The sequence below is a fragment of the Gilliamella bombi genome (genome assembly GCF_900103255.1).
In the GTDB taxonomy this organism is placed as follows: domain Bacteria; phylum Pseudomonadota; class Gammaproteobacteria; order Enterobacterales; family Orbaceae; genus Gilliamella; species Gilliamella bombi.
On sequence record NZ_FMWS01000009.1, the window covers coordinates 12,252 to 28,329 of the forward strand.

11 protein-coding genes, 2 tRNA genes and 1 pseudogene are annotated in these 16,078 nt (G+C 35.7%); 9 read left to right on the forward strand and 5 right to left on the reverse strand.

Going from position 1 to position 16,078, the window contains the following annotated elements; all coding sequences use genetic code 11:
- Nucleotides 1-4: 4 nt before the first annotated feature.
- The 9 genes from erpA to tkt all read left to right on the forward strand — a co-directional run bounded on the left by erpA (nt 5) and on the right by tkt (nt 9,898).
- Nucleotides 5-343: an iron-sulfur cluster insertion protein ErpA gene (gene erpA / locus B9N71_RS01865; RefSeq protein ID WP_034914816.1), complete on the forward strand. Its 339-nt coding sequence runs from the start codon at nt 5-7 to the stop codon at nt 341-343.
- A 210-nt stretch (nt 344-553) separates the two neighbouring features.
- Nucleotides 554-641 (forward strand) — tRNA-Leu (locus tag B9N71_RS01870).
- Between the two features lie 18 nt (nt 642-659).
- A tRNA-Gly gene (locus B9N71_RS01875) sits at nt 660-735 on the forward strand.
- A gap of 956 nt (nt 736-1,691) precedes the next feature.
- Nucleotides 1,692-2,618 carry a hypothetical protein gene (locus B9N71_RS01880; RefSeq protein WP_085163912.1) on the forward strand — a complete coding sequence of 309 codons (927 nt, stop codon included), beginning with the start codon at nt 1,692-1,694 and terminating at the stop codon, nt 2,616-2,618.
- 977 nt (nt 2,619-3,595) lie between these two features.
- Nucleotides 3,596-3,838 (forward strand): FeoA family protein, encoded by a 243-nt coding sequence (locus tag B9N71_RS01885; RefSeq protein ID WP_065589913.1) that lies wholly within the window; start codon nt 3,596-3,598, stop codon nt 3,836-3,838.
- Entirely contained in the window at nt 3,835-6,162 is a 2,328-nt protein-coding gene (gene feoB, locus B9N71_RS01890) for a Fe(2+) transporter permease subunit FeoB (RefSeq protein WP_085163913.1), read from the forward strand. Before B9N71_RS01885 ends, feoB begins: the two co-directional genes overlap by 4 nt.
- 83 nt (nt 6,163-6,245) lie before the next feature.
- Nucleotides 6,246-6,482, forward strand: coding sequence for a FeoC-like transcriptional regulator (locus B9N71_RS01895; protein WP_065575337.1), 237 nt, complete (start codon nt 6,246-6,248; stop codon nt 6,480-6,482).
- A gap of 321 nt (nt 6,483-6,803) precedes the next feature.
- Nucleotides 6,804-7,754, forward strand: coding sequence for a transaldolase (gene tal / locus B9N71_RS01900; protein WP_065589915.1), 951 nt, complete (start codon nt 6,804-6,806; stop codon nt 7,752-7,754).
- Between the two features lie 137 nt (nt 7,755-7,891).
- Complete coding sequence (gene tkt / locus B9N71_RS01905) at nt 7,892-9,898, forward strand: transketolase (RefSeq protein ID WP_085163928.1); 2,007 nt, start codon at nt 7,892-7,894, stop codon at nt 9,896-9,898.
- A 72-nt stretch (nt 9,899-9,970) separates the two neighbouring features.
- On the opposite strand, the gene B9N71_RS01910 is transcribed toward tkt, so the two are convergent.
- From B9N71_RS01910 to B9N71_RS01930, 5 genes and pseudogenes are all read right to left on the reverse strand, one after another.
- The gene (locus B9N71_RS01910; RefSeq protein WP_085163914.1) at nt 9,971-11,542 is read right to left on the reverse strand and encodes a phosphoethanolamine transferase; all 1,572 of its coding nucleotides are present in this window, start codon (nt 11,540-11,542) and stop codon (nt 9,971-9,973) included.
- A gap of 316 nt (nt 11,543-11,858) precedes the next feature.
- The gene (locus B9N71_RS01915; protein WP_085163915.1) at nt 11,859-13,247 is read right to left on the reverse strand and encodes an MATE family efflux transporter; all 1,389 of its coding nucleotides are present in this window, start codon (nt 13,245-13,247) and stop codon (nt 11,859-11,861) included.
- A gap of 8 nt (nt 13,248-13,255) precedes the next feature.
- Nucleotides 13,256-13,432 (reverse strand): annotated as a pseudogene (gene rimO, locus B9N71_RS01920) (30S ribosomal protein S12 methylthiotransferase RimO); the annotation flags it as partial.
- A gap of 68 nt (nt 13,433-13,500) precedes the next feature.
- On the reverse strand, nt 13,501-14,817 hold the full coding sequence (gene rimO / locus B9N71_RS01925; RefSeq protein WP_370738291.1) for a 30S ribosomal protein S12 methylthiotransferase RimO: 1,317 nt from the start codon (nt 14,815-14,817) through the stop codon (nt 13,501-13,503).
- A 329-nt stretch (nt 14,818-15,146) separates the two neighbouring features.
- The gene (locus B9N71_RS01930) at nt 15,147-16,073 is read right to left on the reverse strand and encodes a siderophore ABC transporter substrate-binding protein (protein WP_085163918.1); all 927 of its coding nucleotides are present in this window, start codon (nt 16,071-16,073) and stop codon (nt 15,147-15,149) included.
- Nucleotides 16,074-16,078 lie beyond the last annotated feature (5 nt).

The window sequence follows — 16,078 nt, forward strand, 5'->3', positions numbered from 1 at the left end:
GAATATGAGCGATGCTTTACCGATTAACTTTACTGATGCTGCAGCCAACAAAGTTAAATCATTAGTCACTGAAGAAGAGAACCCAAACCTAAAATTAAGGGTGTATATAACAGGCGGTGGTTGTAGTGGATTTCAGTATGGTTTTACTTTCGATGAAAAGGTAAACGAAGATGACTTAGCTATTGAAAAAAATGGTGTATCTTTAGTTATCGATCCCATGAGTTTACAATATCTAGTTGGCGGCACTATCGATTATGTAGAAGGTTTACAAGGCTCTCGTTTTGTGGTTGATAATCCCAATGCAACAACAACATGCGGTTGCGGTTCATCTTTCAGTGTTTAAGCCATATTTAAGTTTTAAAAATACCAATAACGTTATGGGAAGATAATAAACCATAACTTTAATTTTTATAGAAAGATTAATAAAATCCATAAAAAGTGACAAACATTGAGCAGTTAAACAATAATTTTTAATTTTTAGTTGACGGCAAAATTAAGATGGGTAAAATGCACAGCATTCGAAACGCAATTACCTTTTGGTAATAAGTTTTGAGCCCGGGTGGTGAAATCGGTAGACACAAGGGATTTAAAATCCCTCGGCCTTTTTGGCCGTGCGAGTTCAAGTCTCGCCCCGGGCACCACTAACAAACAACTCTCATGCGGGAATAGCTCAGTTGGTAGAGCACGACCTTGCCAAGGTCGGGGTCGCGAGTTCGAACCTCGTTTCCCGCTCCAATAAAACATCTATTTAGTATAAAAGTAAATTTATATCCCATAGTGTGTTAACTAACGAAAGTTATTAGTTGTGTGCGAGGCACAAAAAACACAGCAAAAACATTGTAATAAAAACAGAAATTAGCTAATAATTACTTAAATTAAGTAAAATAAAAAACTTCAATAAAATCAATAGTCTACCTGAGCTATTTTAGAGAAAACACACAACACGGCAAGGTTAATTTACCTATCTTTTAACTGTGTCGGAGTGCTTTGCTGATAGACTGAGGGCAGCACGCCAAATAGGACTGTTTGGCGAGTTTGTGCTTTGTTATGGATGCCAATTTATCAGGAACAATTTGGCACTTCTGAGCAAAGCAAATAGGCTTAAAAAAGGCGAATTTCATAATGATTTGAGTAAATCATGCCGATGGTTAAGAGCGAGCGTGGGCGTTGGGTACCGTAGTTTATATTTTGTAGCCATGTGATTTGTAAGATGTTACGCTCAAAATTCTTAAATTAAACGTTATCACCAATATCAGTTATTCCGACAAAATTCAAAAGCTATAAAGCTAACACCCTATTTTAATTATAAAATTAACCTATCTATAAGACCAAATCGTTTTCATCTTTACATTTCTTTACAAAAAAGTCCGCTAAAAAACTAGCCAACTATTTTTTTATGGTTACACTTTTATCGCTATAGGAAAACAAGCTTATTAAATAAGTAAATAATTATAAAAATCTAAATAAAACAAATCATTACTTGACAGGTTAACCATAATGCATTATCATTTTAGACACCAGACACCAGACACCAGCACTGGCAAACCTATGTCTTAAATTTATCAAATAATCCTATTCGACGAGTTTTTTCACGAAACTTATTTATACCTTCCAAATTATTTCTCAACGAATTATCGAAATTATCGCTCAAATCACCTAAAACAGCTTTGTTAGTATCAGCACTGTTATTATTGTCATCGTCATGGAATGTACAGGCAAATGGTAAAAAGGTTAGAGCGGGTAATCGTAGTGATGCAATAATAATACCGTCGCCAGTTATCAATTATGTAAGGCCAAATCTAAATTTTGGTGACGACGAATATGCAGGCCAAGCTAGCTTATGGAATCCTGATAAGGGCTTTTTAGTACAATCAATTGATTTTGAATCAATTCATCCTGAATTATACAACCTCAATTTCCCGACCACAGGTATGCATAATTTATATTTTGATTTACTTATAACTGGAGTAAATATAAATAAATTGACATGGGAACCCGTTACTTTGGGGGGAATCACTGCGACAGTGACAAATGTTGTAGCTAATGATAGGTGGATCCCTGATGAAGATAAGGGACAAGTTGTCGCCCGTGTTAAGCTAACAGGTCCAGAGGCTAGAAATCAATGGTACAATCCTCATCCTAACCCAATTGCTAAGCCAAGGTTACCGCAGACGTTTGAGTTAGTGGGTAGGGATATTAGTACCGCTGATGAGGTAGTAAAATATGGATTTGTGTTAAAGCAGTGGTTCGTCAATCGGGGTGATCAATTGAAAACTTATAGTGACCAGTTAGCATGGTGTAATAGTTTGGGGTATCGAATGCCGAGGATAAGGGATTTAACCAATTCGAAGTGTGGTGTAGATAATAATTATTTCCCATGTATAAATAACATAGATGGGGCTACGCCGTCATCAGGTACTCTATTTTACCAGCGTCACATAAGAGCAGGATTTTTTACGGAATGGGGCCGCATGGACGACTACGCTGGTGCGGGCTTCGTTTTTTACGGCTACTGGACAGGCGACGCGGCAGGTAGCACCCGGTTCGCTGTCGACTCGGACGACGCCCGCGTCCGCCCAGCTAGCCACACCAATTATGCTGTTTGCATTGCGCCTTAGCTTTTAGCATTTAGTTCTTAATCTGTATGAAAACGCCGAGTTGTTTACACTTCATAATTAAAATAATCCTCTAAAGACTCATAAGGCGTTTTGCCTGAAATCGCTTTATGGGGTTTAATGATATTATAAAAATTAATAAAGCGTTTAAGTTTTTGTTTTCTATCTTTTGAATCGCTAAATATTTGCCGATTATGCTACATCGCAATTCAAAGTTTGTATCACTCTTTCGGCTTTCACATCGGTTTGACAGGTGGGATTGGTACATTTTTGCTTGATACAGCGATTATCACGCAGTTTATCTAAACAAATATTTATCTAACAAACAAAGACTGTCCAATTTTTGTCAAAAAGTTTCAGGAAAACACCGTGTTTAAGTAAAAAAACAAAAAAAATCATGTTAATACTAGAAAATAATTTTTCTAGTTTGCTGTTTCGTTTGATTTATAAGTAAAGATAAACCTTTGGTATCAACCTGTAGCATTTTGCTTGGATAGGTTTTGTAATAGCGTTTAGCCAAATCAATGGCCGTCGTTTTTTCTTTATGATATAAACGCCATATCGCTTGCTGGTGATAAAGCGCTAATTTTGTTTTTTACGACTAATTATTACAGTAGTTTCTCAAATTACCGTAAACAATATTAGTAATATCTTACACATAAGACATCAAATAATATGATGCCTATTGAATTAAAAACACGAAAACAGGCAGCTTAATTTTCTACGTGAGAGTGTACTAAGTTTGGGGTATTTACATCGTGAGTATTTATTTTACCTATTTAGAAACACAACACAGCGAAGGTTTGAGTTTGTATTTTTTATTGTTTAATTATATTTACTATTTTTTTACTGTTTATTTATTTTTGTTGAGAATAATTCGCATTTTTACACTAAAAATAACTTCATTTCTTTCTAAAATATGTATTTTTAATTTTATATGATTATTTATATCAGCACTGTTGTCATTTTTAGGAAGCGTAATGTCATTTTTTACTCTTAACCAGTTACCTTTAGGCCACGAGGCGGTTATTACTAGGTTGTTACCCGAATCGTTACCTTTTCGTCGAAAGTTACTTGCAATGGGGATTACACCAGGGTGTAAGGTTCTGGTTGTGCGAGTTGCACCATTTGGTGATCCGATTGAAATTAAAATGCGTGGATTTTGGCTTTGTTTGCGTCGTAAAGAAGCACAAGCTATTGAAGTTATGGAGGTAAGTAAATGAAGATAGCATTAATTGGTAACCCTAACTGTGGTAAGACGACATTATTTAATTTATTAACTGGCTCAAAGCAACGTGTAGGAAATTGGCCTGGAGTGACTGTTGAACGTAAGACAGGTGTTTTTACTTATCATAATGCACAATATGAAGTCGTTGATTTGCCTGGTACATATTCGATCGAACCAGACCCACTTAGTGTTTCACAAGATGAGCTTATCGCACGTCAGTTTGTGTTGTCTGATAGTGATAGTGTTATTATTAATATTATGGATGCAACTAATTTGCAACGTAGTCTGTATTTAACTTGTCAGTTAATTGATTTGCAAGTGCCAATGATTGTTGTATTAAATATGATGGATGCAGTTAAAGCCATGGGCGAACAGATTAATGTTGATATGTTGTCAACACTGTTAGGTTGCCCTGTTGTGGCATTATCATCAACCCAAAAAATGGGGCTATCGTGCTTTTTTCAACAAATCGAAAACATGGTAATCACGCCACAAGTAGCTCAACCGTCGATTGATTTGCTTGGCGATGATCAGCAAGCGGTGATTAATCGTTGTATTTGTGAGTTACCAGATGATAGTGTTGTGCATCAATTCAATCGTTGGCAATTGATGGATGCGTTATTAGATGATTCGCGTTATAACTTACTCGAATGCGAAAAAGAGATGTTTGCAAACTGCCGTTCATTGCTTGCAAAATGGTGTGATAATGAAATTGATGTGGCGCTTGCTAGTGCACGTTATGATACGATTGATACAATTTGTAAGAAAGTGATTGATAAACCACGTGAACTTAGTCGTCGATTTTCAGATATATTGGATAATATTACTTTAGGGCGTATTACTGGTATTCCGTTCTTTTTACTCGCAATGTATGCCATGTTTATGCTAGCAATTAATTTTGGGGCTGTGTTTATTGATTTTTTTGATGTGCTGTGTGGTACTATCTTTGTCGATGGCACAACGCAGTTACTTCATGCTATCAATGCACCGAATTGGCTTACGGCTGTTTTAGCTAATGGGATTGGCCGCGGCATTCAAACTGTTTCAACTTTTATTCCTGTCATTGGGGCGATGTTTTTTTGTTTATCTTTTTTGGAAGATTCTGGTTATTTGGCGCGAGCAGCAATGGTAATCGATCGGCTGATGCGTTGCATTGGTTTGCCGGGAAAAGCATTTGTGCCAATGTTAGTGGGATTCGGTTGTGGTGTGCCAGCCATTATGGGCACGCGAACGTTAGAAAGTACACGTGATCGTATTATGTCGATCTGTATGATTCCTTTTATGTCATGTGGAGCAAGATTGCCGGTGTATGCTTTATTCGCCGTGATATTTTTCCCTAAAAATGCTTCTTTAGTGGTGTTTGCCTTATATTTGCTTGGTGTAGTTGTGGCAATGATAACCGGATTTATACTTAAATTTACGCTATTAAAAGGTTCATTAACACCGTTTATTATGGAAATGCCAGTGTATCGTATTCCGACTTTAAGTAGTCTAATTAGTTTAACTTGGCAACGTTTAAAGTCGTTTATTTTTAAAGCAGGTAAAGCCATTGTGTTGATGGTAACAATATTAAGTATGCTTAATTCATGGGGGAGTGATGGTTCGTTTAGACACGAAAGTTCGCAGGACTCTATGCTTTCTGTTGTTAGCCAAACAATCACTCCAGCATTTGCACCAATGGGGATTAAACACGATAATTGGCCCGCAACGGTGGGAATTTTTACGGGTATTTTTGCTAAGGAGTCGGTGATTGCAACGCTTAATTCGCTTTATTCGATGGGCGATGACAATGAGCAAGCAACCAAGTCATTTGATTTATCACAAGGGATTGTAGATGCGTTGGCAACGATTCCTAAGAATTTAGTTGATCTATCAGATGCAGTATTAGATCCACTAGGGTTTAATACAGTTTCACAAAATATTGATTCACTTCAGTCTGATTTGGATGTAAATTCGGTAACAATTTCTCAAATCAAGGGCGCTTTTGGTTCGTCTTCGAATGCGATGAGTTATTTGATCTTCATTTTACTTTATACACCTTGTGCTGCTGCATTAGGAGCTGTGTACCGAGAGGCTGGTTTTAGATGGATGATATTTGTGGCAATTTGGACTTTTACTATCGCATGGCTAACAGCAACGATTTATTATCAATTTACTTTGCTTGGGCATTCTACTATGGCAGGTTGGTGGCTTTTGGGATGTAGTGTATTTATTGTTGTAGCACTATTGTTTATGCGTACTTTAGGGCGATATTCATCATTTAACCAACAAACGGAACCGAATCTACAACAGTGTAAAGAATCATCATGCTGTCAGTAAGTAGCTGGCTAGCTAATTTGTAAAAATATAGATAGAGAAAAGATTTGTGATTTTTCTGTAACTTTAATTATCGGATTATTGCTATGTTAATAACGTCGATTCGTGATTATGTACAATTAAAAGGTCGTGTACCATTGCAAGATGTTGCACGCCATTTTCGTTTACCTGAAAGTGCAGCTGAGCAGATGTTAGGGTTTTGGATTAAAAAAGGGATGATAAAGCTCATAGTACAAGATCAGCTATTGTTTTGCCAAACTAATAAGTGTCACTCTTGTTCAAACTGTCACTTAGCTGGTAATGTTGAATATGTTTGGGTTTAATTGAATCATGAATCAGTAACTTTTTACATTTATAATGTGTTGTCAATTATTTTGTTGCATCATAGATAAATGATGCTAATTAACGCTGATTTGATTTTGTGATTAAATTCACAAAATTAATTTTATTTGTATGGATAAGCTAGCAAACATGGATAAGTGATTCTATATTATCAAAGTCTGAGGCTACATTTTATGTTTTCAGCCTATCTGATTTTTGACAACAAGATAGATTAATGACCACCTCATGACAAAGTCGTTTTATTGTTGAATAAATGTTATTATACTTTCATTATAGTAAAACGTTGTATGAGGATAAGATGTATGAGTCAATTAGATGAATTTAAAAAATTAACTGTAGTGGTAGCCGATACTGGTGATATCGATTCTATTAAGCAGTTTTCCCCCGAAGATGCAACAACCAATCCTTCCCTCGTTTTGAAAGCAGCGCAACTTCCTCAATATCGTTATTTAATTGATTCTGCAGTTGAAACTGCGAAAAAAATTGGTGGCAGTAAAGAACAACAATTAGTTAATGCGTGTGATCAGGTTGCAGTTAATATTGGCGCCGAAATTTTAAAAACAGTTCCTGGTCGTATTTCGACCGAAGTGGATGCCCGTTTGTCTTTTGATAAACAAGGATGTATTGAAAAGGCACGTAAAATTATTGCACTTTATGAAGAAAAGGGTATCGATAAGTCACATATCTTAATTAAAATTGCTTCAACTTGGGAAGGTATTAAAGCGGCTGAAGTGCTAGAAAAAGAAGGGATAAACTGTAATTTAACTTTGCTATTTTCGTTCGCACAAGCACGTGCTTGTGCTGAAGTAAATGCATTTTTAATTTCGCCTTTTGTGGGCCGAATCTATGATTGGTATCAAGCTAAAAAATCAATCGAACCTTATGTTGCGGATGAAGATCCGGGCGTAATTTCTGTGCGTAATATCTTTAATTATTATAAACAACACGGTTATAAAACTATTGTTATGGGGGCTAGCTTCCGTAAGGTCGATCAGATTTTAGCATTAGCAGGTTGTGATAGATTAACTATTTCGCCTAATCTATTAGCCGAAATGCAACAATCAAATGCGCCTGTTGTACAGAAGCTCAATCCAAATCAAACCGTAGTTGCTCGTCCTGCGCCAATGACTGAGGCCGAATTTAGATGGCAACATAATAGCGATGCTATGGCAGTTGAAAAATTAGCCGAAGGGATTCGTGCTTTTGCCGTTGACCAAGGCAAATTAGAAGACATGATTAGCGCATTGTTATAATCGTATAAAACAATTGGGGAGTATGCTCCCCATTTTTATGCTATTTTCTTTCGTTAATTTAAATAACGATTTTGCAAGTGATGTTAACCTTGCAGGTATTAACAAATTTAAACTCAAAATTTTTTGGAGATGATGATATGAATGCAACCACACTATCTCACCGCGAACTGGCGAATGCGATAAGGGCATTAAGCATGGATGGCGTGCAAAAAGCAAAATCAGGCCATCCTGGTGCGCCAATGGGTATGGCGGATATGGCCGAAGTACTTTGGCGTGGCTTTTTAAAACACAATCCAACCAATCCTAAATGGGCTGATCGTGACCGCTTTGTTTTATCAAATGGTCATGCATCTATGTTGATTTATAGCCTATTGCATTTAACTGGTTATGATGTGACGATTGATGATCTTAAAAATTTCCGTCAGTTGCATTCAAAAACTGCAGGACACCCTGAATATGGTTATGTGCCAGGTGTCGAAACAACCACAGGTCCACTTGGGCAAGGTATTGCCAATGCTGTAGGTATGGCAATTGCAGAAAGAACATTAGCGGCACAATTTAATAAAGCAGGTCATACCATTGTTGATCACCATACTTATGTGTTTATGGGCGATGGTTGTATGATGGAAGGAATATCGCACGAAGTGTGTTCATTAGCAGGCACGTTAAAGCTAGGTAAACTAATTGCATTTTATGACGATAATGGAATTTCAATCGACGGTGAGGTAGAAGGTTGGTTTACTGATGATACCGCAAAACGATTTGAAGCATATGGCTGGCATGTTATTCGTGGTATTGATGGCCATGATGCCAAAGCCCTTAAAGAAGCAATCGAACAAGCTCAAGCCGTAACCGATAAACCATCTTTATTAATGTGTAAAACGGTAATTGGTTTTGGTTCGCCAAATAAAGCAGGTAGCCATGAAAGTCATGGTGCACCTTTAGGTGATGCTGAAATTGAAGCAACCCGTAAATCATTAGGTTGGAATTATCCTGCTTTTGAAATTCCTAAAGATTATTATGATGCTTGGGATGCGAAAGCAAAAGGTAAACAAGTAGAAGATGAATGGAATGCTCGTTTTGATGCTTATGCTAAGGTCTATCCTGAATTAGCGAAAGAATTCAAACGTCGTGTTAATGGTGATTTGCCAGCAAATTGGACTCAAATCACTAACGATGTAGTGAATAAACTACAAGCAAATCCAGCAACTATTGCAACTCGTAAAGCATCTCAAAATGCTATCGAAGCCTTTGCTCCTGCATTACCTGAGTTTTTAGGTGGTTCAGCAGATTTAGCACCAAGTAACTTAACCATGTGGTCAGGCTCTAAAGAAATTTTAGCTAATGCTGATGGTAACTATATCCATTATGGTGTGCGTGAGTTTGGTATGTCAGCAATCATGAACGGTATTGCCTTACATGGCGGATTTATTCCTTATGGTGCAACATTCTTAATGTTTATGGAGTACGCACGCAATGCTATTCGTATGGCTGCGTTAATGAAAATCCGTTCATTATTTGTTTATACACATGATTCAATTGGCTTGGGTGAAGATGGCCCAACGCATCAACCTGTTGAACAAATGGCAAGCTTACGTGTTACACCAAATGTGAGTACTTGGCGCCCATGTGACCAAGTGGAGTCAGCTATTGCTTGGCAGTATGGTATTGAGCGCAAAGATGGTCCAACTGCATTAATCTTCTCAAGACAAAATTTAAAACAACAAGAACGTACTGCTGAACAATTAGCCAATGTCTATCGAGGCGGTTATATCTTAAATGATTGTACTGGTACTCCAGAGTTGATAATTATTGCTACTGGTTCAGAAGTAGAACTTGCAGTTGAAGCTTATCATCAACTTACACAAGCAGGTAAAAAAGTGCGAGTTGTGTCAATGCCATCAACTGATGCGTTTGATAAACAAGATAGCACTTATAGAGAGTCAGTATTGCCATCATCAGTGACAGCTCGCCTAGCTATTGAAGCTGGTATCAGCGATTACTGGTATAAATATGTTGGTCTTAACGGCAAAGTCGTTGGCATGACAAGCTTTGGTGAGTCAGGTCCAGCTGATCAACTATTTAAAGCATTCGGCTTTACTGTTGAAAATGTAATAGCTCAGGCAAATAGTTTATTAAAATAATAATAGAATAATTATCAATCAAATGCCATCTGATCTAATGATGGCATTTTATATCTGTCTATGATTATAAACCTAATAGGGATTAGGATCTTTTTTTAGTTTATCAAATTGATATAATTTATTGTTATCCCAGCCTTTAACTTTGATATTTTGTTGTTCTGGTATTTGAGAAAGTTCGTTTTCCATATAATTATGGTTTACGTCTAATTTTATACCCATCCAGTTACTCAATAGATAAACTAATTGGAATCCCGATACTTGTTTATTAATTTTTTGCTGGGGTGTTTTATCTGAATCAAAAAAGATAAATGGGACACGATAACTATCTTGATATTCTGAATTGTGTCTTAAGTCATTATGTTGATCTGCATGCGCAAGCCCATGATCTGCAAAGTAAACAACTGAATAATCTTGATTATATTTTTTTAGTATACTGATAGTTTGTGCAATAAGATCATCTGTTTCTTTAATACTACTAACATAACATGATATATTTTTATTATTCAGATCAAACTGCACATTAAATTCTAATCGCTTACAAAAGTTAGAGTGTGAACCAATTAGGTGCATAACAATAAGTTTTGGTTTGCTATTTTCTGTCGATAAAATATTATCTAATTCAGGTAATAATAAAGTATCATGTTTTCCTCTCGATGATTTACCATTATATTCACCTTTTTTAGTGTAAAATGAATGTTGTGCATAAGAGGCAATACGGGGTACCGTAATTTCAATTGTGCCTAATTTACCTTGATTTGAAAGCCAATAAGTTTCAAATCCTGCCTCATTAGCAATGCTAACAATATTATTATTTAGTTGTGCATTGACTTTTTTGTCGTCTAAAAAGATTGATTGACTAATTAAATGTGGAATTGATGATTGGGTATTTGGTGCAGGTGTTATTAATCCATCCCAAATAATGCTGGCTTGGGTGCGAGCAAAGGGAGTATTGTCAAGTTTAAAACCATAAGCGCTCATATAGTCTTTACGAACACTTTCGCCAATAATAATAATATAGTTCTTTTTTTGAGGATTAATAGATAAAATTGGGATAGTATTTGTTTGCTCAATTTGTTTTAATTGTTCTTGTTTTTCTTGAAAATAAAGTTTTGCGCTATCGTAAAATGAGAGAGAAAACTCAAAAATAGGATACTTTAAGTTATTCAATAAAGTAGTTGATATTGTATTGAAAGAATTTGGATTATGTTTTATTACAGCTTTAATTGGTCTATAAAAACATAGCCCTAATACAAAAATAAGTAAATAGAAATTGTTAGTTTTTGGAAATGAAAATCTTTTAAATAATATAATAAAAATTAATGCTAAGATTAGAGGAGCAAAATAAAAATAAACTGATAGTTGTGAACAGAATTCCGTTATTTCTTCAAAATCTGTTTCAGCAATAGCACTAATTACGGCAACATTAGGTGGACCATAATAAAATCCAATAGGAAAATAGATAGCAGCTATTACAAACCAAATGCAGAAAAAGATTCGAAAAAAAGTAAGTCGAGCTAAAAAAGTAAGAGAAAAGTAAGTTAGAAATATGCGATCAAATCTTTGCTCGTAACCTAATAAGTAAACAAGCAAAATAGAAAGACAAAGACACACTCCGTGTGAAAGTATATTTTCTTTTTTTATCATAGTAACTATATTTATTATATCAATTTTTGGTTTCAATAATTATAAATTTATTCAAATATTTGACAATAGGTTTTGATAAAAAATATCCAATATTTTAATTGTGAGTATTAGTATCGACGAGGAGAAAGTGATGAAGTTTCCTATGTCTAGGGTTTACCACCATGGACTAATGTTAGAACTTCGATGGGATGGTTGCTTGTCCATAATTATTGAAAGATTAACCTATTTATGTTTATTTATTGAATAATCAATAAGTTGTTATTAATAAAATGAGGTTAATCTTTTTTATTTTATTGAATGTCTTTAATAAATAACTTTATCTTGATGCCTGCTCTAAAATAACTTCAACAGGTTGTTTTTGAATATAGATCATCCTAGCTATTAATAGTAATGCCGCAACAGCAAGTCCTGATATAATACCTATCCAAAAACCAGCTGCGCCAATTGGCTGAATGATTAGGTCGGTTAATCCTAGAACATAACCAACCGGCAATCCGACTACCCAATAAGAAAGTAGAGTAATAAAAAAAATGCTTTTAGTGTCTTTATAACCTCGAAGCACATTACTAGCTACTACTTGTAAATAGTCAGACGCTTGATAAATAGCGAGTAAAATAATAAGTTGCATACAAATAGCAATTACAGCATTTTCTTGTGTAAATATGGTGATGATTTGTGAACTAAAAATAACTAAAATTAATGCAACTATAATGGCGATTGCTAAGGATATGGCTAAACTAATGTAAGAAGTTTGTTTGGCTAAAACTGGTTTTCTTTTGCCCAGTAAATAACCGACACGAATACTAGTAGCAACCCCAAGAGATAATGGAATAGCGAAGGTTAAACTGCTGATGGTGAAGATAATTTGATGTGCAGCAACGGTTATTTGACCTAATGGGGCAATTAATAATGCAATCACAGCAAATAAGCTCATTTCAAAAAAGTAAGCGAGAGCAAGAGGAGTACCAAGCACAACAATTTTTTTGATTATAGCACAATCAACTAGTTTGGTGATTGGTGTTAGGCGAATGTCGCGTTGGCTTGCGCTAGTGAGTGTATATAAGCGTATTAATATAAACATGAGCCAAAAGATGATTGTCGCTGTAATGCCACAGCCGACCCCACCAAAAGCAGGTAAGCCTAATTTTCCATAGATTAAAACGTAATTAATTGGAATGTTGGCAAGAAGGGCAATGAATATAATCACCATGGCTGGCTTTGTGTTTGATAGCCCTTCACATTGATTGCGGTAGACCAAGAAAAGCAAGAATGCTGGCACACCCCACATTATGGCACGTAAAAATTTGGTTGCCACGTCCATCATTTCTGGATCAATAGGGTGATCGTCCGAGCTTCTTAAGTTTATTATTAGGTCGGAATGATAGAGAACTAACATCATAAGCACTGATAATACCAATGCGATGACAACGCCTTGCCGAGTATGATCGGCAACTTGGTTTCGTTTAGCTGCACCATTTAGGTTTGAAATAATTGGCGTTAAAACAGTGAGTAAACCTTGCCCAAATAAAATTGTTGGTAACCAAATTGAAACTGCAATAGCCACTCCAGACAGGGCGGTTTTACTATAATTTCCTGCCATAATGGTATCGACAAAAGTGATTGCGGTTTGCGATACTTGCGCAATTAGCACCGGAACTGCCAATTTAACCAGATTTTTTACTTCGTGTTTATAATGTTGTTTCATGGTGTTAATTAACGTTTAACCGTTCCCCATAGATCGTACTCATCGGAATGCTCAATGTTAACCTGAACAATATCACCGACTTTGACTTGGTTTTCTTCGTTTAAATAAACAACGCCGTCGATTTCAGGGGCATCAGCCATGCTACGACCTATTGCACCTTCATCATCAACTTCATCAATAATGACAGCTACCGGAACTGCCAATTTAACCAGATTTTTTACTTCGTGTTTATAATGTTGTTTCATGGTGTTAATTAACGTTTAACCGTTCCCCATAGATCGTACTCATCGGAATGCTCAATGTTAACCTGAACAATATCACCGACTTTGACTTGGTTTTCTTCGTTTAAATAAACAACGCCGTCGATTTCAGGGGCATCAGCCATGCTACGACCTATTGCACCTTCATCATCAACTTCATCAATAATGACAGCTAGCGTTTTGCCAATTTTGGCTTGTAATTTTTGCGTTGAGATTTTTTGCTGTAATTGCATAAAACGATCAAAACGTTCTTGTTTGATTGTTTCTGGAATTTGGTTTGTCAGTTCATTCGCAACAGCCCCCTCTACTGGGCTATATGGGAAACAGCCAACGCGATCTAACTGTGCTTGCGATAAAAATTCGAGCAGTAATTCAAAATCTTGTTCTGTTTCACCAGGGTAACCAACAATAAAAGTTGAACGTAACGTGATATCAGGACAGATTTCTCGCCATTTATGGATACGTTCTAAGGTTCTTTCAATGGTTCCAGGTCGTTTCATTGATTTTAAAATTGTTGGACTTGCGTGTTGTAATGGCACATCTAAATAAGGCAAAATTTTACTATCCGCCATTAATGGAATTAGATTATCGACACTTGGATAAGGATACATATAATGCAATCTGACCCAAATACCCAAATTTGATAACTGTTCGCAAAGCGTTTGAATATCAGTTTTTAATGGCATTCCATTCCAGAAACTGGTCCTGTTTTTGATATCAACGCCGTAAGCTGAAGTGTCTTGTGCAATAACTAATAATTCTTTAACACCACTGTCGGCTAGTCGTTTTGCTTCATCAAGTACGTTACCAATAGGGCGACTAATCATTTCACCTCGTAATGATGGAATAATGCAAAATGTACAACTATGATTACAACCTTCAGAAATTTTTAGGTAAGCATAATGTTTTGGTGTTAGTTTTATACCTTGTTGGGGAACTAGACTGGTAAATGGATTATAAGCAGGTTTTGGTGCATATTTATTAACATGATTTAGTACCGCTTCATAGCTGTGTGGACCTGATATTTCAAGTACTTTTGGGTGTACAGTCCTAATTTGATCTTCTTTGGCACCAAGGCATCCAGTTACAATGACTTTGCCGTTTTCATTAAGAGCTTCGCCGATTGCTTCTAGAGATTCTTGTACTGCACTGTCAATAAATCCACAAGTGTTTACAATGACCAGATCGGCATTGTCATAGCTAGGTACGACTTGATAACCTTGTGTACGCAGTTCGGTTAAAATTCGCTCAGAGTCAACTAAATTTTTAGGACAGCCAAGGCTCACAAATCCAATTGTAGGGGGTAACATATTCATAGTATTTATAATAGTGTGTTATATTAAAGAGGTATTGTTTGAGAATTCAATAAACTATATTTGTTAATTATCGTTTACAAATCAAAATAAAGTCGGTATTTTATCACATTTCATCATAGTTAATATACCGATTTTCTAATTTCAAATTTACATTAACAATGCTTTGGCTTATCTATTAAGTATTAGTAATAAGTCGGAAAGTAGTTCGTTTGAATAAAAAGGATTATTTATTAAGTATTTCTCTGATATTTATCAGTATAAAATAAAGCCTTTATTGACAATAAAGGCTATTTAAAAAATAGAAAGTTAACAATCAAGTTATATTATTTTAATGCATTAATGATTTCGTCAATTTGACGATCTATGCTTTCAGCACCACCACCCGACAAATACCAAAGATCAGGAGTTAAATAAACAACCTGTGTTTTGCTTTTGTTTAATACTTTTTGTGAAAAAAAGTGCTCAGCCATACCTTGATTGCCGATTGCTTTGCTACGATCAACAACAAAAATAATATCAGGTTTGACTGATTTAATGTAATTATCATCAATAAAAATTGGTTTTGGTTTGCCTATTAAGTTATTTGCGGGCATAACGGTGAGTGGTACCGCTCGTTTAACATCTAGTACATCGTGAATCAATGCCGCGCTGGAACTTGAATTGATAAGAATCATCTTCCCATCGTTATGAATAGCAACAATAGCTTTTTTAGAACTAGCTTCGGCTACTGCTCGGGCATGTTGAATTTTTTCATCTAATGACTGAATAATATTATCAGCTTTACTCTCAGTGTCTGTAATATTTGCTAGTAGGTGGATATGATTTTTGGTTGATTCAACATAATTTTGGGCGTTTACACTTAAATTAATGACTGGTGCAATTTTAGATAGATCTTCAGTTTTACTAGCTTGACGGCCATCAATAATAATTAAATCTGGCTTAACTTGTCTGATTGCATCAATATTGGGTTCTTTCATATTGCCTGTATCGGTAATTGATGTTTTGTTAAATTGTTGCAAATAAGAAGGGATAACTGATAGTGGAGTTGCAACAACTATCGAACCTTTACCTAATGCATCTAAAGTATCTAATGCCCCATAGTTCATGACAACAACTTTTTCGGGCGACTTAGGAACTTGTACTGTTTGGTTGTTGGCAGTTACACTCATTGTTGTCGTTGATTGGCAACCAGTTAAACTTAATATAATCGATGCAATACTACTTAAAAATATCTTTTTCTTTTTATTCATCTCAA

What these genes read in the sequence shown, in the direction of transcription:
- B9N71_RS01915 (WP_085163915.1), bottom strand. Translation starts at nt 13,247, where the DNA reads ATGAAACAACATTATAAACACGAAGTAAAAAATCTGGTTAAATTGGCA.
- B9N71_RS01885 (WP_065589913.1), top strand. Translation starts at nt 3,596, where the DNA reads ATGTCATTTTTTACTCTTAACCAGTTACCTTTAGGCCACGAGGCGGTT.
- tkt (WP_085163928.1), top strand. Translation starts at nt 7,892, where the DNA reads ATGAATGCAACCACACTATCTCACCGCGAACTGGCGAATGCGATAAGG.
- tal (WP_065589915.1), top strand. Translation starts at nt 6,804, where the DNA reads ATGAGTCAATTAGATGAATTTAAAAAATTAACTGTAGTGGTAGCCGAT.
- rimO (WP_370738291.1), bottom strand. Translation starts at nt 14,817, where the DNA reads ATGTTACCCCCTACAATTGGATTTGTGAGCCTTGGCTGTCCTAAAAAT.
- B9N71_RS01930 (WP_085163918.1), bottom strand. Translation starts at nt 16,073, where the DNA reads ATGAATAAAAAGAAAAAGATATTTTTAAGTAGTATTGCATCGATTATA.
- B9N71_RS01895 (WP_065575337.1), top strand. Translation starts at nt 6,246, where the DNA reads ATGTTAATAACGTCGATTCGTGATTATGTACAATTAAAAGGTCGTGTA.
- erpA (WP_034914816.1), top strand. Translation starts at nt 5, where the DNA reads ATGAGCGATGCTTTACCGATTAACTTTACTGATGCTGCAGCCAACAAA.
- feoB (WP_085163913.1), top strand. Translation starts at nt 3,835, where the DNA reads ATGAAGATAGCATTAATTGGTAACCCTAACTGTGGTAAGACGACATTA.
- B9N71_RS01910 (WP_085163914.1), bottom strand. Translation starts at nt 11,542, where the DNA reads ATGATAAAAAAAGAAAATATACTTTCACACGGAGTGTGTCTTTGTCTT.